At 32.1% G+C, this 25940-nt stretch carries 21 protein-coding genes; 4 read left to right on the top strand and 17 right to left on the bottom strand.

What is annotated here, in order from left to right:
* Positions 1 to 10: 10 nt before the first annotated feature.
* The 9 genes from BUC09_RS04270 to BUC09_RS04225 all read right to left on the bottom strand — a co-directional run bounded on the left by BUC09_RS04270 (position 11) and on the right by BUC09_RS04225 (position 7472).
* A complete protein-coding gene (locus BUC09_RS04270; protein ID WP_073308968.1) occupies positions 11 to 406 on the bottom strand; it encodes an energy transducer TonB in 396 nt (131 codons plus the stop codon).
* Positions 407 to 547: 141 nt separating this feature from the next.
* Positions 548 to 934, bottom strand: a complete 387-nt coding sequence (locus BUC09_RS04265) for an energy transducer TonB (RefSeq protein WP_073308966.1) — start codon at positions 932 to 934, stop codon at positions 548 to 550.
* Positions 934 to 1566, bottom strand: a complete 633-nt coding sequence (locus BUC09_RS04260) for a 7-carboxy-7-deazaguanine synthase QueE (protein WP_073308964.1) — start codon at positions 1564 to 1566, stop codon at positions 934 to 936. Before BUC09_RS04260 ends, BUC09_RS04265 begins: the two co-directional genes overlap by 1 nt.
* Before the next feature lie 162 nt (positions 1567 to 1728).
* Positions 1729 to 3408, bottom strand: coding sequence for a tetratricopeptide repeat protein (locus BUC09_RS04255; protein WP_317041190.1), 1680 nt, complete (start codon positions 3406 to 3408; stop codon positions 1729 to 1731).
* A gap of 23 nt (positions 3409 to 3431) precedes the next feature.
* Positions 3432 to 4343, bottom strand: a complete 912-nt coding sequence (locus tag BUC09_RS04250; protein WP_073308960.1) for a PstS family phosphate ABC transporter substrate-binding protein — start codon at positions 4341 to 4343, stop codon at positions 3432 to 3434.
* Between the two features lie 225 nt (positions 4344 to 4568).
* Positions 4569 to 5378, bottom strand: coding sequence for an energy transducer TonB (locus BUC09_RS04240; protein WP_073308956.1), 810 nt, complete (start codon positions 5376 to 5378; stop codon positions 4569 to 4571).
* A gap of 18 nt (positions 5379 to 5396) precedes the next feature.
* Positions 5397 to 5951 carry an ExbD/TolR family protein gene (locus tag BUC09_RS04235; protein ID WP_073308953.1) on the bottom strand — a complete coding sequence of 185 codons (555 nt, stop codon included), beginning with the start codon at positions 5949 to 5951 and terminating at the stop codon, positions 5397 to 5399.
* 20 nt (positions 5952 to 5971) lie between these two features.
* Complete coding sequence (locus BUC09_RS04230; protein ID WP_073308952.1) at positions 5972 to 6583, bottom strand: ExbD/TolR family protein; 612 nt, start codon at positions 6581 to 6583, stop codon at positions 5972 to 5974.
* A gap of 61 nt (positions 6584 to 6644) precedes the next feature.
* The gene (locus BUC09_RS04225; RefSeq protein WP_073308950.1) at positions 6645 to 7472 is read right to left on the bottom strand and encodes a MotA/TolQ/ExbB proton channel family protein; all 828 of its coding nucleotides are present in this window, start codon (positions 7470 to 7472) and stop codon (positions 6645 to 6647) included.
* A 386-nt stretch (positions 7473 to 7858) separates the two neighbouring features.
* On the opposite strand from BUC09_RS04225, the gene BUC09_RS04220 reads away from it, so the two are divergent.
* Together BUC09_RS04220 and BUC09_RS04215 are read left to right on the top strand one after the other, a co-directional pair.
* Entirely contained in the window at positions 7859 to 9364 is a 1506-nt protein-coding gene (locus BUC09_RS04220; protein WP_073308948.1) for a helicase HerA-like domain-containing protein, read from the top strand.
* A 47-nt stretch (positions 9365 to 9411) separates the two neighbouring features.
* Positions 9412 to 9774, top strand: coding sequence for a cupin domain-containing protein (locus BUC09_RS04215; RefSeq protein ID WP_073308946.1), 363 nt, complete (start codon positions 9412 to 9414; stop codon positions 9772 to 9774).
* Positions 9775 to 9818: 44 nt separating this feature from the next.
* On the opposite strand, the gene BUC09_RS04210 is transcribed toward BUC09_RS04215, so the two are convergent.
* The 8 genes from BUC09_RS04210 to BUC09_RS04175 all read right to left on the bottom strand — a co-directional run bounded on the left by BUC09_RS04210 (position 9819) and on the right by BUC09_RS04175 (position 22142).
* The gene (locus BUC09_RS04210) at positions 9819 to 11174 is read right to left on the bottom strand and encodes an FAD-dependent oxidoreductase (RefSeq protein WP_073308944.1); all 1356 of its coding nucleotides are present in this window, start codon (positions 11172 to 11174) and stop codon (positions 9819 to 9821) included.
* A gap of 65 nt (positions 11175 to 11239) precedes the next feature.
* A complete protein-coding gene (locus tag BUC09_RS04205) occupies positions 11240 to 13627 on the bottom strand; it encodes a penicillin acylase family protein (RefSeq protein ID WP_073308942.1) in 2388 nt (795 codons plus the stop codon).
* A gap of 112 nt (positions 13628 to 13739) precedes the next feature.
* Entirely contained in the window at positions 13740 to 14138 is a 399-nt protein-coding gene (locus BUC09_RS04200; RefSeq protein WP_073308940.1) for a glycine zipper family protein, read from the bottom strand.
* 167 nt (positions 14139 to 14305) lie between these two features.
* Positions 14306 to 15391, bottom strand: a complete 1086-nt coding sequence (locus tag BUC09_RS04195; protein ID WP_073308937.1) for an agmatinase family protein — start codon at positions 15389 to 15391, stop codon at positions 14306 to 14308.
* A gap of 97 nt (positions 15392 to 15488) precedes the next feature.
* Entirely contained in the window at positions 15489 to 17585 is a 2097-nt protein-coding gene (locus BUC09_RS04190; protein WP_073308936.1) for a T9SS type A sorting domain-containing protein, read from the bottom strand.
* Between the two features lie 82 nt (positions 17586 to 17667).
* A complete protein-coding gene (gene kynU, locus BUC09_RS04185; protein ID WP_073308934.1) occupies positions 17668 to 18942 on the bottom strand; it encodes a kynureninase in 1275 nt (424 codons plus the stop codon).
* A 164-nt stretch (positions 18943 to 19106) separates the two neighbouring features.
* Positions 19107 to 20156: a tRNA preQ1(34) S-adenosylmethionine ribosyltransferase-isomerase QueA gene (gene queA, locus BUC09_RS04180; RefSeq protein WP_073308932.1), complete on the bottom strand. Its 1050-nt coding sequence runs from the start codon at positions 20154 to 20156 to the stop codon at positions 19107 to 19109.
* A 162-nt stretch (positions 20157 to 20318) separates the two neighbouring features.
* Entirely contained in the window at positions 20319 to 22142 is a 1824-nt protein-coding gene (locus BUC09_RS04175; RefSeq protein ID WP_084127085.1) for a LamG-like jellyroll fold domain-containing protein, read from the bottom strand.
* 245 nt (positions 22143 to 22387) lie between these two features.
* Between BUC09_RS04175 and BUC09_RS04170 the strand changes: the two genes are divergently transcribed.
* Both BUC09_RS04170 and BUC09_RS04165 read left to right on the top strand, forming a co-directional pair.
* A complete protein-coding gene (locus BUC09_RS04170) occupies positions 22388 to 25213 on the top strand; it encodes a sensor histidine kinase (protein WP_073308928.1) in 2826 nt (941 codons plus the stop codon).
* Positions 25194 to 25940, top strand: a complete 747-nt coding sequence (locus BUC09_RS04165) for a LytR/AlgR family response regulator transcription factor (protein ID WP_073308926.1) — start codon at positions 25194 to 25196, stop codon at positions 25938 to 25940. The genes BUC09_RS04170 and BUC09_RS04165 overlap by 20 nt, the downstream gene beginning before the upstream one ends.

The following is a 25940-nucleotide window of genomic DNA, read 5'->3' as shown; positions in this document are numbered from 1 at the left end:
TTAAGGCTAGTTAGTTTCTAATAGTTATTGGCAAGGTAAAAAGAACTCTTGCTGGTTTTCCTTCATGATCTCCAGCTGTCCATTTAGGTGATAATGACAAAACTCTTTTAATCTCTTCAGCGGTCCCATGTCCCAAATCATTGACAACTTTAACATCGCTTATCGAACCATTTGTTTCTATGACAAAAGTAACTTTTAAAACTCCTCTTAAATCTTCAACTTCAGGGACTCTGAAGTTTTTTCCAACAAATTTAATAAATTCGTTATTTCCGCCTGGAAAGATTGGTTGATTTTCTACATTTTCAAAAGGAATTACAGCCGTTTTATTAACAACACTCATTGGTGATTGTGCTAAGCTTATCTGAGCAACAAATAATGTTACTATAAGAATCAGAAGTTTTTTCATATGTCGTGGTATTTATAGGTTTCTAAAAACAACCAAAACAAAGTAAGTAAAGCTTTTTTATTGGGGCAAAAAAGTATATAATATGCGAATGTAAATTTTTTTTTATTAAAAACAAAACATTATGTTAATTTTTAAAAATTATCATTCTTTATATTTGAATTCAACTGGAAATTTCAAATTAATAGACACTGGCTTACCTCCTCTCATTGCGGGTTGCCAAATTGGAGCTTCTTTTAATACTTTTATTACTTCGGCGGCAAAGTCCATATCTTTGAATTCAACAATTCTAATATTTTTTATTTCTCCTGTAGTAATTATATCAAATGTAAAAACAACCCTACCGGCCTGTTTTATTTTTGTTTTATCAATTTTGCTGTAAATATAATTGCTAAATAACTCAATTCCTCCACCATTAAATTTCGGTTGAATTAAATCTCCATTAAGATAAACTTCATCTTCACCTTGAATTTGACCTATAGCAGAAAATGAATTTAATGCCAACAAGAAAAGTAAAACAATATTCTTCATTAAGGGATATTTAAATATTTATGTGTTTGAAGTGAAACTCGCCATTTTGGATTACTCATAACATAATCCACAATTAGTGGAGTTATTTCATCCCTCTTACTCCATTCTGGTTGCAAAAATAAGATTGCTTTATTATTAACCTTCTCTGCCTGTTCTTCTGCAAAAATGAAGTCGTGTTTATTATAAATAATAACTTTTAATTCGTCTGCAATAGCATATGCATCGTCTACGGGTAGTTTTGTTTTTTTGGGAGATAAGCAAAACCAATCCCATGTCCCAGTGACACTATAAGCTCCCGAAGTTTCAATATGCACTCTTAAGTTTGCTTCCTTAAGTTTAGTAGTCAACTGTGACATATCCCAAGTCAATGGCTCCCCACCAGTTACAACTACTGTTTCAGCGTACTTTTTAGCATTAGACACAATTTTTTCTATATGGGTAGGAGGGTGAAGTTCTGCATTCCAGCTTTCTTTTACATCACACCAGTGACACCCAACATCACAACCGCCTATTCGAACAAAATACGCAGCTGTACCTGTATGATATCCTTCACCTTGAATAGTATAAAACTCTTCCATTAAGGGAAGCATTTCTCCCTTTTCAACAGCCAACTGTGTATGTTTTTCAAGCATTGTTGTAAAATTCTAAATTATTGGGGTGCAAAGATAGTCAATTCAAATCTTACATTAAACATTTTTAACCTTTTAGAAAATAAGTCTTTGAAACAAATAAACTAAAAAGAATATTTAAAATTGTCATAAAAAAACCGCTTCTTAAAAGAAGCGGTTTTAAAATTATTTTAAAGCTTTTTGAAGATTTAAAGTATCTGCATTTGTAGGCTCTAGAGCTAAAGCTTTAGCGATATAATCATTCGATTTAGCCTTATCTGTTTTTGAATAATATCTAGCCAATTCTTGATAAGCCTCAACAAATTTACTCTTATTCTTTTCAACTGTTTCAGGACCTTTGTCTGTAACAACTTTTACAAACTCTTCATAGCTCTTTGCCATTTGGTCTTTAGCAGCAGCATCTGTTAATACTCCATTCACTCTAGCTCTATAAATATGAGCATCTTGAGTTGTTGGAGAAGCTAAAGTTACATTAGCAAAAGCAACATCTGCTTTTTTTAGAGCTTCAACAACATCTGCCTTTTTCACATCTTCACCAGCATATTCAAAATATAAAGAATATCCTAAAAAGAAATTATCATACAAATAATTTTGTGAGTTTGGATTTGAAGTAGCTACTTCATAAATCCCAGCTGCATATTTATATAACTTTTGGTCAAAATATACTTTTCCTATGTCATTTAATTCATTAGCCATAGGCTTATCTAAATTAACTGCTTTTTGAAAATTTGCAACAGCTGTTTTATACAAAACATCATCAATCACTGGCTTTGCATCACCTGAAGTAGCTGGGATAGCCTTTTTAAGTTGAGCCATACCTAAATACAAGTAATCACGACCAATAATTTTGTTTTTAGGATTTGATGTAAAATCTTTTAAAGCAGCAATAGCCTCATCAATATTACCATTTTCATAAGAAGAATATCCTAAATAACGAAGAATTCTTGGATTTACATTATCCAATTTTTTCATTTCAAGAGCTTCCTTTTCTAAAGCTTTGTAATCTTTTGCAACAATCAAGAAATCTGCATGGCGCATACGTGAAGCCAAAGAATAATCTGTCAAACTCATGTATTTTTCATAGCTTTCTAAAGCTTTAGCTGTATACTCTTTGTATTTAGATTTATCTGCTAAAGCAATTCCAAAATAAGTTTCAGCTAATTCACGATAAACAGGACCATAATTAGGATTTTCAGCCAAAACTTTATCTAAAGCATTTTTAGCTTCTGTGTACGCTTTAGCTCCTTTTAATAAAACTCCTAATTGTAATTTAGCTCTCAATAAAGAAGCATCTGCATTTGCGGCATTTCTATATGCTGCATAAGCTTCATTTTGGTTTTTATCACCATAAAAAGCATCACCTAAAGCCAATAAAGTTTGAGCATCATTCATATTGATTGCTTTGGCTTTATTTAAAACTTCGATGGCTTTTTTGAAATTTGGATTATCAGAGTTAGTATACGCTTTACCAATATAAACGTATTGTTCTAAATCTTTCTTTCTCATATCCTTAGTAGCTTGATCAAAATTGATTTGAGCCGCTGAAGCATTTCCGTTATCTAAATCAATTTGGCCTAATCCAATATAATTGAACTCCGCAAAATCTTTTGCTTTTAATCCTTTATCAAAAAATATCTTAGCCGAATCCTGAAGATTTTGACGTAAATACACATTTCCTAATAAAAATGCTGCTTTACCATTATCTGGTGTTTTATTTACAGCTTCTTTTAAAATTGATTTTGCTTTTTCATACTGTTCAGCATCGATAGCTTTTTTGGCAGCATCAATATCTTGAGCAAAAGATGTATAACCTAATGCTAAGAAAACAATGCTGAAAAATTTCATTTTATTCATTTTGTTGCTATTAATTATTTTACATTTTCTATTTCTTTTCGAACAATAATGTTTCGACTTGGCATTCTCATAGGAACCAATCCTGATTTTAGAATTATACGTTGTCCTATTTCTCCAGCTACAAAGGAAGCAAATCCCATGCCTAAACCAGAATATCCTTGATAATTTAACATTTTAATAATACGGGTAGCCGGATATGTTTGTCGACCTATTTGATCTTGAGTTGGTTGTACAAAGGTACCATTCTTAGTCTTTACTTCCAAAACACTAACGTTGTCAACTATTTTTTGAAATTCAGGTAATGGTTGAAATAACCAATTAACACCAACTACTCCAATCATCCCTTTGTTCTTAGAAACAAACTCAATTACTTCATTATTATTGTTAAAAGAGTACACTTTTTCTTTTGGAAGTTCCTGAATTCCAGCTACTCTTTTCATATATGCAACAGTACTTGAATTAGCATTATCAAAAACTAAACCTGTAAATTTTGATTGATCTTTACCTTGCATAAAGACAGCTATGTCTTTCAAGTCAATTTTGATATTACCATCAGCTTTATTTGTAATGAATGCGATAGCATCTAAAGCCAATAATGTTTCTTTAGGTTTGATTTTTTTTTCATCAAAAACTCTAGCCTCACCTTCTGAAAGTGACCTTGTAAGTATTGCCAAATCATATTTCCCTTCGGATAATAATTTTACAATTTCCATTTCGGATTTACCAATTAAATTGATTTTGGCATCATACTGATTTTCGAAAACCATCACTTGATCTTCAATAACCGGTAAAATGGTTTCATCCACCAATATATTTACATTACCAGTTAAAATTGTATCTTGATTGCTAGATTCTTTTTTTTGATTACAACTAAAAGCTAGCACTACAGTAATTAGTACTGCTAAAAGAAAATGTGTTTTTTTCATACTAAGATTTTTGGAAAAATCGTATAAAACGCAGGAAAGCATAAATAATAATAATCAATCCAAAAGCTATACGATAGTTTTGAGGCATTTTTAAAGGAAATTTATCCCAAAATAAAACAGCAAGTCCTAAAATAAGATAAACCAAAAAGAAGAGTACACCTATAACGAGAAGAAATCGCTCTTTAAGCGATTTCTTCTCATTTTTATTTGAATAATAATTACTCATTACTCTGTTCTAATATCTAACATAATTGGCAAACTATATCTAACACGGATTTTTTTACCATTTTGTTCACCTGGACTCCATTTAGGTGCATTTTTAAGCATTCTAATTGCTTCTGCACCAGTTCCATATCCAAGATCTCTTATGACTTTGATATCTGTTAAACTTCCGTCTTTTTCAACAACGAACTCAACAAAAACTCTACCTTTAAGATCGTTTTCAACTTCAGGAGTACGGTAATTTCTTTGAACATATTTTGCAAAACCTGCAGCACCACCAGGAAATTCTGGCTGCACCTCGATACCTGCTGAACTATATACGTTGTTATCTACAACTTCAACAGTTTTTTCAGCTTCACCTGAAGGTTTATCAATTTTAAAGTCTGCATCTTTATCACCTTTAATATCTTTTTCGGCAATATTTTTATCTTTAAGCTCTTCAATTGTTTTAATCTCTTCGGTTACCTTTTTAGCTTCAACAACTTTAGGTTTCACGAATTTAACTTCATCAATTTTAGGCTTTGGTGGCTCAACTTTTTTTGGTGGTGGTGGTGGTGGAACATTTTCCTTTGGTTTTTCCATGTTCACCAAAACCACTTTCTCATCCAAAGTGTTCTTAGCTTCTTTACCACTAGGAATCAACTCAATCAATTTAGGTGCACTCACCGCAATTGAAAACACAATTCCTCCAAGTAATAATGAACGTAAAGATGTTTTAGGGTTTTCTTTACGCAACACATAAGCACCATACTTTTTGTTACGTCCTTCAAAAACTAAATCTAACCACTGTGATTTGAATATATCTAATTTCATTTTTTCAATATTATTGGGTTAGTCATTATTATCTAGTAAAGCTTTTTCTTCCTTAGTCAAATCTACAATTGCATACGTAGGAACTTTTGCGATTGCCATTTCATCAAGGATATCAACCATATTTTTATAATTGGTCTTCTTATCAAGCTTAATAATTACAATTAATCCTTTTTTTGGATCACCGTATTTAGCCGGTACAGATTTTACTTTTTCTAAAATCGGCTGACGTATTCCTGCCTTACCATAAGAAGAATCTTCAGGACCTTCCAGAGGGGAAGTAAACTGACCCATATACCATTTTACTTTGTTATTTTCACCTAACAAAATTGTCATGGTTCTATCATCAGCAACTTCAATATCCTTCTCAGGTTGATCTTTCTTTTGCTTATCCGGCATTCCCAAGTTCATCGACTGTGGCTTTGATAATGAAGTAGTAAGCATAAAGAAAGTAATTAGTAAGAACGCTAAGTCAACCATCGCTGTTAAGTCAACTTTATTGTTCCCTTTTTTACTTCTTACCTTGCCACTACCTTTTTTCTTGCCACCGCCGGCGTCGGTATTTAATTCTGCCATTTCTTATTTTTTATATACTGTTAGAAATTTTCTCCACGTAAACCAGTTACTAAATTGAAACTGTTTACTTCTTGGTCTTGCAAAATATCCATTACTTTTTTAATGTTTGGATACTCTAATTTAGCATCACCTTTAATAGCAAATTTCAATTCTTGCTGATGCAATTCGATATTTGCCATACGCGCGTTATAAATCCATTCTTTCAACTCATTATTTAATGAATCTTTAGGAATACCTGGCTGCAATCCTTGCTGATTTCTTTCTGAACCTGTCATAGCAATGATTTGTTTTAAATTTGCTATTGGCACACCAAAACCATCCATCAAAGCAAAACGTTGTCTTTCTTCTGGAGAAAACGCGATACCATATTTGATACCCATCATCTCTAAAGTTCTTTCTCTTACGTCTCTTCCTAAAACTCCGAAGAACACTTTTCCATCACCAACTGTTAGAGTTGCTAAATCAGTTTCTGGCAATTTTGTTTGCACAGTTGAGTTAGGAGTTTCTACAGTTAACGGCTCAGGCTGTTTAGCGGTAGCTGTTAAGATAAAGAAAGTAAGCAATAGGAAAGCCACGTCACACATCGCAGTCATGTCGATTGCACCAGCTTTTTTTTGCGTTTTTACTGCCATACTTTATTTTTTAAATGTATAACCTATATAATTATAACGTTATACAAGAATTGTTATTATATTATTTTAAGCTTCCTTTGAAACGTCTGTAAGTATTTACAATCGAATTTGCTGCTTCATCAATTGAATATGTTAATGTATCAATTTTAGAAGTAAAGAAGTTATAAACAACAATTGCTAAAGCTGAAGTTGAGATACCTGTTGCTGTATTAATAAGTGCTTCAGAAATACCATTTGCTAACATCGCTTGGTCAGGAGTGCCAGAAGTTGCTAATGCACCGAACGCCTTGATCATACCTGTTACAGTTCCTAATAATCCAGCTAATGTACCTAAAGATACTAAAGTAGATAAGATTGTTAAGTTTTTCTCTAACATTGGCATTTCTAATGAAGTTGCCTCTTCAATTTCTTTATGAATAGTTTCTGTAGCTTCCTCAGAAGAAAAACCTTCAGCTTTTACTTGGTTGTATTTTATTAAACCTGCTTTGATTGCATTAGCAACAGAACCTTTTTGTTTATCACAAGCATCAATAGCACCATCAATATCACCACCATTTACACTAGTTTGAACTTTTTTCATGAAAGCATCTAAATTACCTTTACCAGCTGCTTTAGAAATTACTGCAAAACGCTCAAATGAGAAAACAACTACCATCAATAATAAGCCCATTAACACAGGTACGATAGCTCCTCCTTTGTAAACCATTCCTAAATAGTTTCCTGGTAGTGGGTGACCTTCTGGATTTCCTCCTTCAAAGTTTGATGGAGCTCCCATAACGAATTTCCATACTAACCATCCTACCACAATACATGCTACGATTACAAGACCAGAGAAAATATCTCCTCCGTTTGAATTTGAACTTTTTTCTTTTTTAACGTTGTTTGCCATTTTTTTTAAATTTAAATTTTTAATTGATTAATTCTGACGTGAATTTAATAAATAATGGGAGCAAATTTAATTTTTTAGATGTAATAAAAAAACTTTTTTTCAATTAATAACACCCAAAAAAGCACGGCTCTACAACGTTTTCTTGATTCATAATGAAAATTATCCATCAAAGCGCCTGAAAACTGTTAAAAAATGAATATTTTTCATAATAATTAACTTTTTTTTGAATTATTATCAAATTAAGTAAATTGTGTTTTATCTTAATAAAAATCAATTAAAATTAACATATTATAACAACATCAATAATTAAGCCATAGTATTTTAACAATACCATTTTTTTAATACATTTTTAATATCTTGCAACTACTAATATTTTTTTATCAAAAATGAGCAAAATAGAGCAATTTACTACAGAAATTAATCAGGGATATACCTGTAAGGGATCAAGCATAAATTTAGGAGGCGCAATTTTTGAAGGAGAAGCTCATGATATACATGTAAAAATCCCTCTTAAAACATTAAATAGACACGGATTAATCGCAGGAGCAACTGGGACTGGAAAAACAAAAACCATTCAAGTCTTGTCTGAACAACTATCACAAAATGGAATTCCTGTATTAATGATGGATATTAAAGGAGATTTTTCTGGAATTGCAGCAAAAGGAGAGGAAAAAGAATTTATCAAAGAACGTCATTCGAAAATCAACATACCTTTTACCCCAAAAGAGTTTCCAGTTGAACTCATGACACTTTCATCACAAGACGGAGTAAGATTACGCGCCACAGTTTCTGAATTTGGACCTGTACTTTTTTCAAGAATATTGGATTTAAATGAAACTCAGGCGGGTGTTATTGCCGTTATTTTTAAATATTGTGATGATAAAAAAATGCCTCTTCTTGACTTGAAAGACATCAAGAAAGTAATGAATTATATTACTGAAGAAGGCAAAGAAGAAATCTCTGAAGAATATGGTAAAATCTCTACTGCTACTACAGGCACCATCCTTAGAAAGATTATAGAATTAGAACAACAAGGCGGAGATATTTTCTTTGGAGAAAAATCATTCGAAATTGACGATTTAATGCGAATAGATAAAAATGGCTTTGGATATGTAAACATTGTACGATTAAACGACATTCAAGACAAACCAAAACTCTTTTCTACATTCATGCTAAATTTATTAGCAGAGATATACAACACAATGCCAGAAAAAGGGGATGTGGAACAACCTGAATTAGTTGTTTTTATTGATGAAGCACATTTGATTTTTAATGAAGCAAGTAACGCTTTGTTAAATCAAATTGAAACAATTATAAAATTGATTCGCTCAAAAGGAATAGGCGTTTACTTTATTACTCAAAATCCAACTGATATCCCTAAAGGAGTTTTAGCTCAATTAGGCTTAAAAATCCAACATGCTTTGCGAGCTTTTACTGCTAACGATCGTCAAGCAATTAAACAAACTGCCGAAAACTACCCTATCTCAGAATTTTACAAAACAGATGAAGTGATAACATCTTTAGGAATTGGAGAAGCTTTAGTCACCGCTCTAAACGAAAAAGGAATTCCTACCCCATTAGTAGCATGTATGATGAGAGCACCTGAAAGCCGAATGGACATCTTGAATGAAAAAGAAATTGACACCATCAACTCAAATTCAAAATTAGTTGAAAAATATGCTGAAGAAATAGACAGAGAAAGTGCTTATGAAATACTAAGTAAGAAAATTGTAGAAATTTCTGAAGAAGCTACTGATAAAGATGAAGAGAAAAAATCAACCAAAGGACCAAGCACAGGGGAAGTAATTGGGAAGTCTGTTTTAAAAGTAGTTACAAGTGCAACTTTTATAAGAGGCGCTTTTAATGTATTAATGAAAGTATTAAAGAAATAGAATTAAAAGTCTAACTATTTTATAGCTCACCATTTCGGATTAAAACAATGAAAAATTATTTTATTCAAAAATCACCGTTTGTAGTACCAACTTCTGATGGCAAACTAATCGAAGAACATCACGGACTTGCCACAACCAATAATAGCGAAATCTCGATTGCTCATATGGTAGCACCACCAGGCTGGAGCGAACCGTTTCAAACTCCTGAATTTGAAGAATACACTTATATCATTTCTGGAAAAAAACAATTTATCATTGAAAACGAAACGATAGTCTTAGAAGCAGGACAATCTATCAAAATTGAAAAAAATATAAGAGTCCAATATTCAAATCCATTCGAAGAACCTTGTGAATATATTGCAATTTGCAAACCCGCATTTAGTATGGATTTAGTTCATAGAGAAGAGTAATTAAAAAAAGCTCCAAATTCTAGTTTAATTTGGAGCTTTTTAATTTAATGTACTTTCGAACTTAAAAGCGAAATTATTTTTTCTTCTACTTCTAGACTATTCCACTTGTTTTCTATATCTGGTATAGTAGTCATAACCTCTTCCATTATTTTGTTTTGGAAATCGCCTATTGCTAAAGCCTCAGAATAAGGTTGAGTACTAAAAGTTACTCTACTATACAATGGCAACCATTTTTCTGGATGCTTATCTGAAAACCATTTTTCAATTTTCTTTTGAAGCAAGAATTTCTCATCGGCAGTTTTAGTACTCATTTCTATGAAATTTCTCATTGAAAGTTCAGCTATAGCATCAGCATTTGGCTTGCGAGATTTTTCATAAGATTTGAAAATTAATTCCCAATCATCGCCATACTTGTTTATCATTTCAACCAAAACAGAAATATCCTCAAATCCAACATTCATTCCTTGACCGTAAAAAGGCACAATTGCATGAGCAGCATCTCCAATTAAAGCAATGTTATCTTCATGAGTCCATGGGAAACATTTCATCATTACTAAATAACTTGTTGGATTTTTAAAGAAATCATGAACCAAGTCTGGAATTACTTCTTTTGTATCTGGGAAATATTTGGCAAAAAAATCAACTAACTTATCCTCTTCTTGTAAAGCGTTAAAAGAATTCTCTCCTTCAAAAGGCATAAACAAAGTACAAGTAAAACTTCCGTCTAGATTTGGCAAAGCCATTAACATAAATTGTCCTCTGGGCCAAATGTGAAGTGAGTTTTTATCTATTTTATGGGTTCCATCTGCATTAGCTGGAATATGTAATTCTTTGTAGCCTATTTTCATGAACTCCTGAGAATAATCGAACAAGCTCTGGCGTTGCATACGATGGCGTATTCTTGAAAAAGCACCATCAGCTCCAAAGACCTTATCGTATTTTAACTCGGTCCACTCACCTCTTTCGCTTTCTCCTATGTGTAAGGTCGCATCGGCTAACGTTACATCCCAAATTTTATGCTCAAATTTAAACTCTACTCCAACAGCTTCAGCTAAATCAATCATTTTTCGATTTAAAACACCGCGTGAAAGCGAAAAAATAGCTTCACCATCTTTACCATAAAATTGGTAATTCAATTTACCATCTTGTAGATGAATTGCTCTTTTATCTACAGGAATTCCAATTTTACGTATCTCGTGATCAATCCCAATATCTTCAAGCGATTTCCAACCTCGGTTAGACATCACAAGATTAATTGAACGCCCCGAAAATTCAACGGTTCTAATGTCTGGACTACGATCAAAAACGTGAACCGTATGACCCATTTTTTTTAAGTAGATTGCCAATAAAGTTCCAACTAATCCAGAACCAATAACAGCAATTTTTTGAGGAGTTTGCATTTAAATTTTTATAAGCAGTTGTGCAAATTTAAGATTTTAAGCCTAAAAGCGCATTCATTTTAAGATTATTTGACCTTGAAAACCAGTTTTGTTGATGAATTTTCAATTTCTTCTCTATTCATTTTCATCTTTCTAAACTTTCCATCGATGTACATTTGTGCTTGATCGTTGTAATGTTTACTCATTGGATTACCAGATTGACCCGTTGGTAAAATACTCCACGAATTTTCTATATCACTAAAATCGATTACTCTTCGAGTTGAAGGTCCCGCCGAAATATCATAAGATTCTGCATCTGTATAATAATACATAACATTATTAATTACCTCGTTTGCTCCTGGGGCTTCAAAAAGACCTACATTAAACAAAGGACGCAATAAAGCTACTTGCCCAATAGGATGTTTATATTCTACTTTATGCACTCTGCCCCAATTCCATGTCGAAACATCATTTCCTAACTGAGAGGAAAGATTAGCAATAGTTTCTTTAAATGATTTTGTTAAGATATCTTGACGATTTTCTTTTTTATTTTTAGTTGTAATATCATCCCACCAAACAGAATTCTCAATCTTAGATTGATTATCTATACACTGCTTCATGATGTGAGTTTTCATAAATTGTTTGAAAGCTAGCTCTCCCATTTCATCTTTAAAAGTGTTTTTAAAATAGAAATACAACAGCTTATTATAAATAGTAGGCACAACATCTGAAGTACTGTTACTGCCATTCCATTTTGTTAATTGTTCTAAGGCTTGTTTTTCAATCTTGGAAAAGTCTTTGGTAGAAATCCAAGAAACAAAATTACGCGATACACTTGCACTAACTGAAGATGTATTATCGTAAATCATTTTAGAAACATCCTCTTTAGACCAATTATTTTTTTCATCCAATAAAGTAGAAATTCGTTTAGCCCTATCTTCGGGCAAATAATAACCCGGATACTCATAGCCATCTATAGCTTGAGGCATATTGTTAGCCGAATACACATAATTCCACTCTGGATTTACTGCTTTTGGATTTTTCGAAAAATCTAAATATTCAACTTTATCATCTACACCATTAGTTCCACTTAAAATATAATTCGAATTGACACCTTTTGGAAACTTATATAATTTTCCTGAGGTTTGCCAAGCAATATTATTTTTAGCATCACCATACATAATATTCAGACCAGGAGCTACTATATATGAAATCCCTTTTTGAAAATCGCTTAGACTCTTAGAATGACTTAAGGAATAGACAGCATCCAAAATTTTATTTTCTTCATGAGTATAAATCCAATTAAAAGCAACTGGTTGGCTTGGATTAAAATCTCTAAGAATACCATTCATAACAGCTCCATGATTTGTTTCTTTTATTTTTAAAGCAACAGAGGCACTATCTTTTACTTTTATTTCTTTAGTTCTTATTTTGAAATCTGTAAAACCAGCTATAGATTTATACTGTTCTTTATTTGATGGATTAACTTCTTCTTGAAAAAAATCGGCATCATCGTTTTCAAACATAGTCAAACCATAAGCATAATCTCGATTATGACCAAGTAAAGGATATGGTGTTCCTGCCAAATAATAACCATACATTTCATGTTCAGGCGTCACAACATGCGCTTCATACCAAGTTCCTGGTTGAGAATATGAAATATGGGGATCGTTTGCAAAGATTACCTTTCCAGTTGTTGTTTTTTTAGGAGCAATTACCCAACTATTACTTCCTATAAAAGGAGGAAAAGGTGACTTGTCAAGCAAGTTAGCCACAGCAGTTGAAGCCTCTATAAATTGCTCTTGTATTTTACCATCATTGGTTTTTATTTTTGTAGTGTTATACGAACCATCTACACCTAATTCTTTCAAATAACTTTCTCCAAGTTTATTTTTTAAATCTGTTAAAAGCGGATCTGTTTTTTGGGCACATGCAAAACTAAAAGCCATGTAACCAAAAATATTATAAACGTCTTTTAAAGTAAAAGGCTTTTTCTCTATTCCCAACAAAGTAAACTCTATTGGGGTTTTACCATTTTCTAAATATTGATTAACTCCATCAACATAGGCCATGGCAAGTTGATATGATTTTCCATTTTTATCCAACTTCGCAATTGCTTGTTCTGAGTTTTCATCTATCCCTAATGCTAAAAACAACTTATCATTGTCTAAAGCTTTATTCCCAAATATTTCTGACAACTTTCCTGGCGCAATGCGTCGTAATAATTCCATTTGCCAAAGGCGTTCTTGAGCATGAACATAACCCAAAACAGTTTGAGCATCTTTTTCTGAAGAGGCATAAATATGCGGAATGCCAAACTCATCAAAAAAAACATTGGTTTCTTTGCTAATATTTTTAATTGCTACTTCACCCTCATATTGAGGTTTGCTGTATTGCAAATAACCGTATACTCCAATCACAATAAGAGCGAGTAAAGCAATCATGAACAAGAAAAATTTTTTGATTCGTTTCATTTGGAATTGTTTGTTTATCAAATTTAGACAAAACTGATTTCGATACATAAAAAAAGTGTGCCTAAGTTATAAAAACTTAGACACACAGCCCCAAATTAAAGAAGTAACTTTCTTATTTCTTACTTTCATCTACAATAGCACCAGTACCTGCACCAACACCAGCACCAGCCAAACCTCCAATAATTGCACCTTCTGCTTTATTTTTACTTATTGCTGCACCAGTTACAGCACCAACACCCGCACCAATAACAGCTCCCTTAGCAGCACCACTCCATTTTTTCTTTGCGGGAGCAGGTGCAGATTGATTTACCACAACTACTTCTCTTTTACTGTCTGCTTTTTGAGAATTTGCTAACTGCATAGAATCGATAATTCTTTGCTTCTCAATTTCCATCTTCATTGAGTCTATACTAGCTTGTCTTTCTTTTTCAAGATCAAGAGTTCCTTTATTACTGTCTTTACAAGAATATAACATTCCTACCCCTAATAACATTAAAATCAACTTTTTCATAACGTTTTATTTTTATAATTAATAATAGTAATGATTGAATCACATGACAAAGTAATAGCATAAAGCAAAGCGACTCATTATATGATTTTTGAGAATATTTATATAATTCCTATATAACATAAAAAAGGCGAACAAATGTTCGCCTTTTTCACAACTTATAATAACTTTTATTTTCTTGGGAAGTTAATTTTTGTCCCTGTATTTAAACCATTGTTTTTTGCTAAAACTCCACACATATGGAATAACATTCTAGCTCCAACATTTCCATCCCAATCGTCTTTACCAGGTGCAACCTCAACTAAATCAAATCCGATAATTTCTTTACCACTTTCTGCTAATTTATTGAATAAATAAGTCGCTTGTTCGAATGAAAAGCCTCCAGGAACTGGCGTTCCTGTATTAGGACAATACCACGGATACATTCCGTCAATATCAAAAGAAATACAAACTTTTTGAGGTAGTGATTCAATAATTGCATCACATTGTTCAGCCCATGTTTTTCCTTCAAATGATTCTGTTTTCAAATCAGCATCAGTATTAACTAAAACTCTTCCGTTTGATTCATTAACAACTTCTACTTCTTGCTCACAAAAATCTCTTATTCCAACTTGAACAATTTTAGAAATTTCTGGAATTTGCAAAGCATTATACATAACCGAAGCATGTGAAAAAGTAAATCCTTCGTATGCAATACGTAAATCCATATGCGCATCTAAGTGCAGGATTCCAAAATTATCATATTTTGAGGCTAATGCTTGATAATATCCTAGTGGAGTACTATGATCACCTCCTAATAAAACAACTTTTTTTCCTTTGTTTAACCAATTTGTTGTTTGCTCTTTAACAGCATCAACCATATTAGCACAAGCATCATTAATTTTATTCAAATTTTCTCTTAACTCAGCATTTTTCCCGACATCTCCTCCTTCTTCTAAACATTCAATAATTGGCTGAGCCATTTTTTTAAATTTTTTAGACTTACGCTTTAATTTTGGAGGATACTGATCTAAATATATTCCCAATTTCCAAAGTTCAGGAAAATCTTGATGATTTAAGTCTACTTGATATGATGCTTCTAAAACTGTTTCAGGTCCTTTTGAAGCCCCTGCACCATAACTTACAGTAACTTCCCAAGGCACAGGAATGACTATAATTTCAGAATCATCTGCCGAAAATGGCAATCCAAAAATAGTTGCATCTGCTAATCCTGGTTGACTGGGATCAAAACTTTCTATAATTTGTTGCTTATTCATTTCTTAACTAATTTATCACAAAGATATTTGTATTAGACGAATAAAAAAAACCTGCTCTTACAAGAACAGGTTTTAATAACTTTATAATAGCATTTTATTAATTTTTAATAAACTTAAGAGTTGTATTACTTCCTTTAAATTTAGCCGTATATACTCCTGAAGACAGACTTGAAATATCTATTTTTTCTTCATTAGTTATTAAGTTTTTCTGAATAAGTTTTTGACCTAATAAGTTATAGATTTCAATATCTTGACCAGAAATAAAGTCTCCGCTAACAGTAATTTCTGTAGAAGCTGGATTAGGATAAAGCTTTAAATTTTTCTTTACAAATTCATCAACACTTAAAGCCGGTTGAACTGTTAATTGAAAATTACAACTAGTGCCTCCAGTAGCCGTCATGGTTACTGTATAAGTACCTGGAGCTAAACTTGTACCAACAGCTGGATTTTGCGTTGCTGTTGCTGAACAATTTGCACTAATTACATTTGTTTGAGATATAAAACTAGCCATTGAATAAGTATTTCCTGCTCCAGCAACAACTGTTTGATTCCCTGGGCAATTTATCCTAGTAGTAACCGCAGGCATTGTATAACCTGCTTGTGTAAACTTTTGCGTCATTGTTAGAACATCCGCACATGGGAAATTCATATCGATTGCAGCTTGCCTAACAGCTATAGCAGCATTTTGTTGGTTTGTAGAACTATTTGTCATTGATAACCCTTCTAAGAAAGCTTTATCAGTTTTTTCTCTACCAATTACATCCCATATTTTCATCAATACTGTTGACCAAATCTGACCGTCTGTATGAACTTGATTAACAAGTCCACCTGGGTATACCGCACCATAATTAGTTGTACGACCTCCCCAGCATGTATTATGTCCATCCCAATTAAACATATAATGATATGCAGCATCCGAAGTTGTCCAGTGATTTAATATTCTACTATGTGATTGAGCCCAATAGTCACCAGAACCCTCACTTAATCCATTCACTTGAGAAAGCGATCCTCCAGTTAACCAATCATGTAATCCATGCCCCAATTCATGCCAAATTACATCTCCATCTTCACCATCATCAACACAGCCCTCACCAAAAACAAGTACACCATTTGAATAATGTGAGTTGTCTGCACCGTTCTCTCCAGAAGGATCAAACCACAATACTCCAGCATGAGAATTATCAACATTTTGCACACAAGGTATACCTAAAGTTTGATTTATATATCTTAAACTATTATCTGTATGATAGAAAACATTTGCGGCTTCAAAACCATCTTGACTTCTTGTAAATGCAAAGTTCGAAGTCGCTTGTGTAAACAACCCTTTATTTGGGTTTTCAAGATTTTTTATTTCAACATAAGAACTCTTTAACTTATAAGTTCCAGCTGTATTTTCTACTTGAGGCAATGTAACATTAACTCTTTGCCCATTTAATTGAGCCGTGTCTGTGTCGCCCTGACCGTTACCATCAGTAAATCCTGTATCTCCATAAGTTGCATGCGCACTCGACAAAGGATCTGCTAAAAACACCATTGCGGATCCAGATTCAAAAGCCAAAGCAGATTTTTCCTCAACTGGCATAAAAAACTTTTGACTATTAGATTTTTCGAACTTTACACCATGATTGGATGTCTCTTCACCATTAAAACCACAATGAATAGCAATATCTTTTACACTTAAAACTTCTCCTGAATTTGCGTCTAATATAACTTCCCAACTTCCTGGTCTTTCTTCAAAACTTGTTACAATTCTATAAACAAGTTTTGTTGAACCCAATTTATTGTATACAAATAATTTGTTCTCTTGAAATGTTACCATTCCTGCAACATCAATTTTTTTATCAGAAATAGCAATCGCGTCTTCTTTTGTAATTTGAGGAACAGTCGAGATTTGTGCTACATTTTTATCAAAATTTAAATCTGAGTAACTGATATCTCCATTTGGAGAAAAGTGAATAACTAATTCCGTATCAAATACAGGAACTCCATTAATCATTTGTTGAAATCTAAGTGTTTCTCCAGACAAACTTTTACGTACAAATCTTAGAGACAAATTAGAATCAGAATTTAAGTTTAACTCCTTAATATTTTCTTTTATCCATGCTCTAGCTTGTCCTTCCTTATCGGAAGTTTGAGCATTTGAAAAAGAGAAAAACAAAGAAAGTAAACCTGCGAAGAGTAGGTTTTTTTTCATAACAATTTGGTTTTTGGATTAATCAAAGCAAATAGACTAAAAATAATTTAAAAAACAAACAAATTGCTAATAAAATGTTAAATTATTTTAAAATTCCGTTTTTTAATATTTGACCAAAATTATACATATCTTCAAATGAAGTGTAAAAAGGAACTGGAGCTAATCGTATTACATTAGGCTCTCTCCAGTCTGTAATTACACCGTTTTTCATCAGATAATCAAATAAATCACGTCCTTGTCCGTGAAGATAAACAGATAATTGACATGCTCTATCTTTAGCTTCTTTAGGGGTAATAACTTCAAATTCTGAGCCTTCAATTTCTTTATCTATTTCATGAAGAATAAACTCTAAATATGCGGTTATTAAATCTCTTTTCTTGATTAATTTATCCATACCTACTTCTGCAAACATTTCGGCAGATGCTAAATAAGGAGCTAAAGATAGTATCGGTAAATTACTTACTTGCCAACCATCGGCTCCATGAACAGGATCAAACTGAGGCTCCATTTTAAAACGTCTTTCTTTATTATGACCCCACCACCCGGCAAAACGAGGCAGATTAGAATGATGATGCTTTTCATGTACAAAACACCCTGAAGCATTACCTGGTCCAGAATTCATATATTTATATGAACACCAAGCTGCAAAATCGACATTCCAATCGTGCAATTCTAATTTTATATTACCCGCAGCATGCGCTAAGTCAAAACCAACATTTGCTCCAACTTTATGTCCAGCATCTGTAATGGTTTTCATGTCAAAAACTTGACCTGTGTAATAATTTACACCTCCAAATAAAACCAAAGCCAATTCGTCTCCTACTTCTTCTATTTTACTTAAAATATCTTCTAACCTAATGTTATGCTCTCCATCTCTACGCTTGATTTCAATAATTGCATCTTCTGGATTGTAACCATGATGTTTTACTTGGCTTTGAAACATATACTGATCAGAAGGAAAAGCCTTTTCTTCACAAATAATTTTAAAACGGTTAGAAGTTGGCCTATAAAATGAAACCATTAACAAATGTAAGTTGACAGTTAAGGTATTCATAACAGTAACCTCACTTGGTTTTGCTCCAATAATTTTACTTAATGGCTCAGAAAATCTTTCTTGATAATCCCACCAAGGCTTATTGGCATAAAAATGACCTTCGACAGCTAGATTAGCCCAATCTTCCATTACTTCATTCACATAATCTCTCGCTCTTTTTGGTTGCAATCCTAATGAATTACCTGTGAAATAGATTACATCTTTACCATTGTGTTGTGGAAAAATAAATTCGTTTCTGTACTGTTTTAATTCGTCTTGAGCATCTAATTGTTGAGCAAATTCGAGAGTATTCTGAAAAGTCATTGTTTAGTTTTTATTTTGGGTAAAAATAAGAAAATTGAAAAACTCTGTTTAATTATATCTGTTTAATTTCATTGAAGATACTTTAAAACACGAAAAAGGAATTTCTTGTGATATTTAAGTATAAAAAAAAGCGTTCAAAATTGAACGCTTTATATTTTTGTAATCTATAAAATCAACATTGCATCACCGTATGAATAGAATCGGTATTTTTGCTCAATAGCTTCTTTGTAAGCCTTCATCATTAAATCATGACCACAAAATGCGGAAATCATCATCAATAAAGTTGATTTTGGAGTATGAAAATTGGTTACCATACAATCTGCAACACTAAAATCATAAGGAGGGAAAATAAATTTATTTGTCCAACCTTCGTATGGATTTAATGTTTTATTTGAAGAAACGGAACTCTCCATAGCTCTCATTGATGTCGTACCAATTGCACAAACTTTCTTTTTAGACACTTTAGCTTTATTTACTACATCACAAGCTTCTTGAGTAATTTTCAATTCCTCAGAATCCATTTTGTGTTTTGATAAATCTTCAACCTCAACTGGGTTAAAAGTACCTAAACCAACATGCAAAGTTACTTCTGCAAAATCTACTCCTTTAATTTCTAAACGTTTCATTAAATGCTTAGAAAAGTGTAAACCAGCAGTTGGTGCTGCTACAGCTCCTTCTTCTTTAGCATAAATGGTTTGATAACGCTCAGCATCATCTTCATTTACTTCACGATTAATGTATTTTGGAATTGGAGTTTCTCCAAGATCCACTAATTTTTGACGAAATTCCTCATAAGATCCATCATATAAGAAACGTAATGTACGACCACGAGAAGTTGTGTTATCAATAACCTCAGCAACTAATGAATCATCATCACCAAAATATAGTTTGTTACCTATACGAATTTTACGAGCAGGATCTACTAATACATCCCATAAACGTTGCTCTGCATTTAATTCTCTTAATAAGAAAACTTCGATACGCGCACCTGTTTTTTCTTTATTTCCGTAAAGACGAGCTGGAAAAACTTTAGTATTGTTTACAACCATTACATCGCCTTCATCAAAATACTCGATAATATCTTTAAACAATCTATGCTCGATCTCACCTGTTTTACGGTTTACTACCATTAAACGAGATTCGTCGCGATTTTCAGCAGGATATTCAGCTAATAATTCAGCTGGAAGATTAAAATTGAAATTAGATAACTTCATACTTAAATTTAGGATTAAGAAATTAGAAATCAGAATTTTTCTGAAATCAAAATTGGCTGCAAATATACAATTGTGAAATAGGCGTTGTCAAGTAAAAAGCAGTTTATTTTACAAACCCCTTTATTTACTGTACAACGCCTAAATTAAAAACCAATAAAACAACTACTTAATTACTATTTTCTTTGTAGATACGTTATTATCAACATCTTCAATTCTAACCAAATACATTCCAGAAGCTAAATCAGAAACATGCACTTGTTTTTGATTTGATTGCATTACTTTTTGCCCTTGAATGTTGTAAATTTCAACGGATTTAACATCTAAATCAGTTTCAACATTTAAAATATCACGAACTGGGTTTGGATATAAAGCAACTTTTAGATTGTTTTGAGAAAAATCTGATACAGATAAGAAAGTATTGGAATTATATAATCCAGATATTTGAGAATCACTTAAAACATAATTGAATATTTTTAAATCGTCTATTGCACCATTAAAGTTTAACTCTCCACCAACTCCGGTACCTAATTTAAACAAATTACTGTTGTTCAAAGTATTCCATGCTTTTGGAGTTGTACTTAACAAAGTTCCATTTTTGTAAATTTTAGCATTTGTACCATCATAGGTATATGTAAAGAAATACCAAGTGCCTGCTGAATTAGAAGAGCTTGCGCTAAAATTATTTGCGTAACCAAAATACTCAACCAACGAACCATTAAATGAACCTCCACAAGCATTACTTGTATTTGGTTGTCCATATGAAAAAGTCATATTATAAGGGGCTTGCATGGTGTTTAATTTAGCCCAGAAACATATTGTTCTTGGAGAATTTGAATAAGGCAGTCCCGGTATGGTTGCAGTAGAACCTGTATTATTAATATTTAAAGCCGAAAAAGCATTACCAAATCTATCCGTTGTAAAAGAAGTACCTGCGTTACTGCTAAACGGATTAGCCCCATTTATGTCTGTAAAATAATTATTAAATCTATAATCTGCAATAGCGTCAGTATAATCTCCCGTAGTAACTATATATTGTGACGAATAAGCTGCCCCAACAGAATTTGTTGCCTCTATTCTAATAAAATAGGTAGTATTACTTGCCAAACCAGTTAAATCAACGAAGTTTGTTGTATTAGATGTTCCGGAAGCAGAGAATCCAGCAACTTGATTAGGCCAAGACCCAAAAGAAAGACCATATTTTACTACTGATGTTGTAGCAGCATTATTTGCATTTAATGTATAATTTACCCTAACAGAATTTTGAGATGTTTGTAATGAAACATTTGTTATTGAAGGTGAACTTGATGTTGTTCCATTAAACAGTTGAAGCACTTGTGAATCAGACAATACAGTGTTAAAAATTTTTAAATCATCAATATCTGCTTGTAATCGATGAGTAGTTCTAGTTGGTGTAGTTCCTAAGTTAAAATAATTATTAGTCACAGTATCTGTGGTCAAATTCATTGCCTGAGTTTTTACTAAAACTCCATTAATATAAATTCTTGTATTTACACCATCATAAGTAGTAACTAAATGATAATATTGTGATGTATTAAAAGTATAATTATAAATTGAGCTAAAACCAGCACCCCAAGCATATTGTTCAAGTGCTGTATTTCCGTTCATTGTTAAACCAAATGCTTTACCATTAGTTGGTGTTCCATAACTAAAAATATAATTACCATTAGATGGATCATACCCGTTAAATTTAATCCAAACCGCTACGGTTCGATTTGAGCCACCAGAAGCTAAATTGCTAAATTGTGCAGATACTGAACCATAATTTTGTATCCTTAATGCTTGCCCTCCATTTTGACCATTTAGAAAAGTTGAGGCATAACCAATATTATTATCATAAAATCTTACATTATGATTGGTATCCCACCACGTATCTGCATTATCAAAAGTAAAATGATAAAGCGGTGTTTGTGCATTTATCATATTGAAAAACACCATAAAAAATAAAAAGAGTAGTCTTGTTTTCATGTTCGTTTATTTTATAATTATGATGTAAAATTAGTAGTATCATTATTCTTAAAACGGATGAGTTAACCAAACCCCATTTTGGGTTAACGAAAACAAAAGCAAAATAAAAACAGCACCTTCATTAACTGAAACAAGAATTTCATTAACTGAAGATTTGGTATATTCGTTATATCGCTACATTTGAACAAAATCTGACGTTGAATTATTTATATTGCATATTTTTACTATTAACCACCCAAATCTTTTTGGGGCAAAATCCTTATTTTAACACCATTGACAAATCACAAGGATTGCTAACCAATAGTGTTTACGATATTTTTCAGGATAAAGACAACTTTATGTGGTTTGCTACTGAAAAAGGTCTGTGTCAATTTAATGGTTACACTTTTCAATATTTTAGCACAAGCGATATGACTTCAAAAGCTGGTTCTTGTATTCAACAAGATGCTTTCGGAAGAGTTTGGTACGAGAACTTTGATGGTTATTTGTATTATGTTGAGAAAAATCAATTGAAAAAATTAAACCAAAACAAATCGATTGGCTATTTCAAATTTGGAATTATAAAAAACCAATTATACATCATTAACGAAAATACTATAGATGTGTACGATTTGAAAAGTTTACGTTTAACAAAAAAAATAAAACTCAACACAAAAGATTCTAAATACATATTTTTTAGTGATGAAACGATTTATGTTTTTGCAAATCAGTTGATCATTATTCAAAATGACAGCATTCAGAAAGAAGTCAAATTCCCACAAGGCTTTACAGAAAACTTCAACTCCATTTTGGTTGAAAAAACAAAAGAAGGCCTCTTAATTGGTTCCAAATTTTCAGATTATTGCTATTACTTTCAAAATAATCAATTTATCAAAAGAAACTTAAACCTCAAAAATACTATTGTTCAAAATTTAAGCTGGTGCAACAACAAAAACTGGCTTTGCACAACCACAGGTATTGTAGAAATAGACAATGCTTCTGAAAACAAAAAAGAATTTTTCAGTGGAACCAATATTTCCTATATATACAAGACCAAAAACAATAATTATTGGATTTCAACTTTAACCGAAGGTTTGTTTTACATTGAAGATTTTGAAACGCAATTAATTAGTTCTAAAGAAAGTTTAACTTCTTTGTGTTTTAAAAACGATCAATTAGTTATTGGAACCAAAAACGATAAAATTCTTGCTTTAGAAAAAAATCAGTTTAAAACGATTTATACTGGTAAAGACAACCATCAAATGGGCCAGCTTTTTTATGAAAAAGTATCAGACAATTTATTTTTTACTTCCTCAAAATTCGGCATATTAGATTCTAAACAAAGCTTAGTAAAAGAAATTGCTATGGCAGTGAAAAGTGTCTATCCTATAGATTCTAAATACTTAGCTTTTGCCTCAAGTAGTTCCTCTGGCCTTTTTAAAACAAAAGATAGAATGGAGAGTAATTGGGATAGCGTTTTCTATTCTTTTACACAATCAGAAAAGAAAGACTACAATAATATTATCTTGAACGCCAAAGGAAAATCTACGGCATATGACAGTATCAATAAAACTATCTATTTTGCAACCAATAACGGTTTGTTTTATATTGGTCAAAACGGGTTACTTTCCGAATTAAAACATAAAAATGCTTCGTTAAACATTACCAAACTTTCTTATGAGCAAGGAAAAATTTATGCTTGTAATGGTGATTTGAATTTATTTCAAATTGATAACAATACAATTTCAGAAATTAATTTTCCGGCAACCATTCAACAAGAAAATGTAGAAAGAACGATTCTCAAAAACAGATTGCTTTTTATCATTACCAATAAATACATTTTTGAGTTCGATTTGCGAACCAAAAAGCTAAAGCAAATTATTCACATTAATAGCAATATTGAAGTGAATGATATAATCTTAAAAAACAATAGCTATTACATTTCGACCAATAGAGGTTTAATCATTAAAAAACAAGAAGTTTACAATCGTTCCAATCCAACTTTTATCATTGAGAATATAAAAGCAAACAATGAAGTTGTAACAAAATTGAAATTGAATGATTTGGCTTATGACGAAAATAACATTCATATTACGTATCGTTTTTTATCGCCAACGCCTTTTGAAGAACACGAATTTTTATATAGAATTAACGAATCGCAATGGCAAAAAGCAGATATTTTAAATCCGGAATTGGTTTTAAACTCGTTAACCCATGGAAGTTATACGATTGAGTTTGTACTAAATTCCAATTTTAAAAACACAACGAAAATTCATTTCACAATCAATCGTCCGTTTTGGTTGCAATTTCCGTTTATTTTTGGGGCATCAGTTTTCCTTTTGGCTTTTATGTATTGGTTATATCGCATAAATATCAAAAAAATTGAAAAGCGAAATCAATTGGTTTTAGACAAAATCAATATGGAAAAAAATGCCAACCAATCGAAGTTGAAAGCGATCAAATCGCAAATGAATCCGCATTTCTTTTACAATGCTTTAAACACCTTACAATCGTTCATTTTATCGAATGAAAAGCGTTTGGCTATTGATTATTTATCCAAATTTTCAAACCTAACGCGAACGATTTTAGAAATGACGGAAAAAGATTTTATTTCGATTTCCGAAGAAGTTAAAACGCTTCAACTCTATTTGGATATTGAAAAAGGTCGTTTTGATGAAGATTTTAGTTACGAAATTCAAGTTGGAAAAAACATTGATCAAGAAAGCATCAAAATTCCAACGATGTTATTGCAGCCTTATGTTGAAAATGCTGTAAAACACGGATTGCTTCACAAACAAGGCGATAAAAAAGTTACGATTTCGTTCGAAATACAGAATAACGAATTGCATATTGGAATTGATGATAATGGCATTGGTCGACAAAAAAGCAATGAATTGAATCAGATTAAAAATAAAAACCATCAGTCATTTGCTACTGAAGCGTTACAAAACCGAATTGACTTGTTGAATGAACACAATCACAAAAACATTTCTTTAAAAATAATTGACAAACACAATCTACAAAATCAACCTACGGGAACATTAGTAGAAATAATAATACCGATACACACCCATGAAAGCTATAATTATTGATGATGAAAAAAGAGCTCGCTTAAACCTATCGCTACTCGTTGACGAATATTGTAAAAATGTTGAAGTGGTTGCTGAATGCGAAAATCTTCCGGAAGGTGTAAAAGCGATTCGTAAATACCAACCTGATTTGGTTTTACTTGACATTGAAATGCCAGGTCATAGCGGTTTGGAATTATTAGACTTTTTTGACGAAAATGAAGTCAAATTCAAAATCATTTTCACAACTGCTTATCACGAGTATGCGTTGCAAGCTTTTAAATTTTCTGCGGTAGATTATTTGTTAAAACCAATCAACCCAGAAGAATTATCAAATGCTATTACTCGAATGGAAAAACAAAAATCATCAGAAACTAATTATTCGCTTTTAAAGGAAACCATGAAGCAGGATGTGTTGCAACGTATTGCGGTGCCAAGCGGTAATAGCATTCTGTTTTTGGAAACCGAAGATATTCAATTCATAAAAGGTGACGGCGCTTATTCTGAAATTAAATGTGCCAATGATGTAAAACATGTGGTAAGTAGAAATTTGAAAAACTTCGAAGATATTTTATGCAGTAATCCAAACTTCGTTCGTATTCACAAATCGTATATTGTTAACGTGAACTTTGTTTCGGCTTACAATAAATCAGATGGCGGGAATTTGGTATTAAAAAATGGTTTGCAATTACCTATTTCTTCAGATAAAGTACAAACCATTTTAGATAGTATTCAGTTAATCAAAAGATAA

This window comes from Flavobacterium terrae (genome assembly GCF_900142035.1).
In the GTDB taxonomy this organism is placed as follows: domain Bacteria; phylum Bacteroidota; class Bacteroidia; order Flavobacteriales; family Flavobacteriaceae; genus Flavobacterium; species Flavobacterium terrae.
The sequence above is the reverse complement of the archived record's forward strand: the minus strand, read 5'-3'. Positions and strand labels throughout refer to the sequence as shown.

What these genes read in the sequence shown, in the direction of transcription:
- BUC09_RS04270 (WP_073308968.1), bottom strand. Translation starts at nt 406, where the DNA reads ATGAAAAAACTTCTGATTCTTATAGTAACATTATTTGTTGCTCAGATA.
- BUC09_RS04265 (WP_073308966.1), bottom strand. Translation starts at nt 934, where the DNA reads ATGAAGAATATTGTTTTACTTTTCTTGTTGGCATTAAATTCATTTTCT.
- BUC09_RS04260 (WP_073308964.1), bottom strand. Translation starts at nt 1,566, where the DNA reads ATGCTTGAAAAACATACACAGTTGGCTGTTGAAAAGGGAGAAATGCTT.
- BUC09_RS04255 (WP_317041190.1), bottom strand. Translation starts at nt 3,408, where the DNA reads ATGAAATTTTTCAGCATTGTTTTCTTAGCATTAGGTTATACATCTTTT.
- BUC09_RS04250 (WP_073308960.1), bottom strand. Translation starts at nt 4,343, where the DNA reads ATGAAAAAAACACATTTTCTTTTAGCAGTACTAATTACTGTAGTGCTA.
- BUC09_RS04240 (WP_073308956.1), bottom strand. Translation starts at nt 5,378, where the DNA reads ATGAAATTAGATATATTCAAATCACAGTGGTTAGATTTAGTTTTTGAA.
- BUC09_RS04235 (WP_073308953.1), bottom strand. Translation starts at nt 5,951, where the DNA reads ATGGCAGAATTAAATACCGACGCCGGCGGTGGCAAGAAAAAAGGTAGT.
- BUC09_RS04230 (WP_073308952.1), bottom strand. Translation starts at nt 6,583, where the DNA reads ATGGCAGTAAAAACGCAAAAAAAAGCTGGTGCAATCGACATGACTGCG.
- BUC09_RS04225 (WP_073308950.1), bottom strand. Translation starts at nt 7,472, where the DNA reads ATGGCAAACAACGTTAAAAAAGAAAAAAGTTCAAATTCAAACGGAGGA.
- BUC09_RS04220 (WP_073308948.1), top strand. Translation starts at nt 7,859, where the DNA reads ATGAGCAAAATAGAGCAATTTACTACAGAAATTAATCAGGGATATACC.
- BUC09_RS04215 (WP_073308946.1), top strand. Translation starts at nt 9,412, where the DNA reads ATGAAAAATTATTTTATTCAAAAATCACCGTTTGTAGTACCAACTTCT.
- BUC09_RS04210 (WP_073308944.1), bottom strand. Translation starts at nt 11,174, where the DNA reads ATGCAAACTCCTCAAAAAATTGCTGTTATTGGTTCTGGATTAGTTGGA.
- BUC09_RS04205 (WP_073308942.1), bottom strand. Translation starts at nt 13,627, where the DNA reads ATGAAACGAATCAAAAAATTTTTCTTGTTCATGATTGCTTTACTCGCT.
- BUC09_RS04200 (WP_073308940.1), bottom strand. Translation starts at nt 14,138, where the DNA reads ATGAAAAAGTTGATTTTAATGTTATTAGGGGTAGGAATGTTATATTCT.
- BUC09_RS04195 (WP_073308937.1), bottom strand. Translation starts at nt 15,391, where the DNA reads ATGAATAAGCAACAAATTATAGAAAGTTTTGATCCCAGTCAACCAGGA.
- BUC09_RS04190 (WP_073308936.1), bottom strand. Translation starts at nt 17,585, where the DNA reads ATGAAAAAAAACCTACTCTTCGCAGGTTTACTTTCTTTGTTTTTCTCT.
- kynU (WP_073308934.1), bottom strand. Translation starts at nt 18,942, where the DNA reads ATGACTTTTCAGAATACTCTCGAATTTGCTCAACAATTAGATGCTCAA.
- queA (WP_073308932.1), bottom strand. Translation starts at nt 20,156, where the DNA reads ATGAAGTTATCTAATTTCAATTTTAATCTTCCAGCTGAATTATTAGCT.
- BUC09_RS04175 (WP_084127085.1), bottom strand. Translation starts at nt 22,142, where the DNA reads ATGAAAACAAGACTACTCTTTTTATTTTTTATGGTGTTTTTCAATATG.
- BUC09_RS04165 (WP_073308926.1), top strand. Translation starts at nt 25,194, where the DNA reads ATGAAAGCTATAATTATTGATGATGAAAAAAGAGCTCGCTTAAACCTA.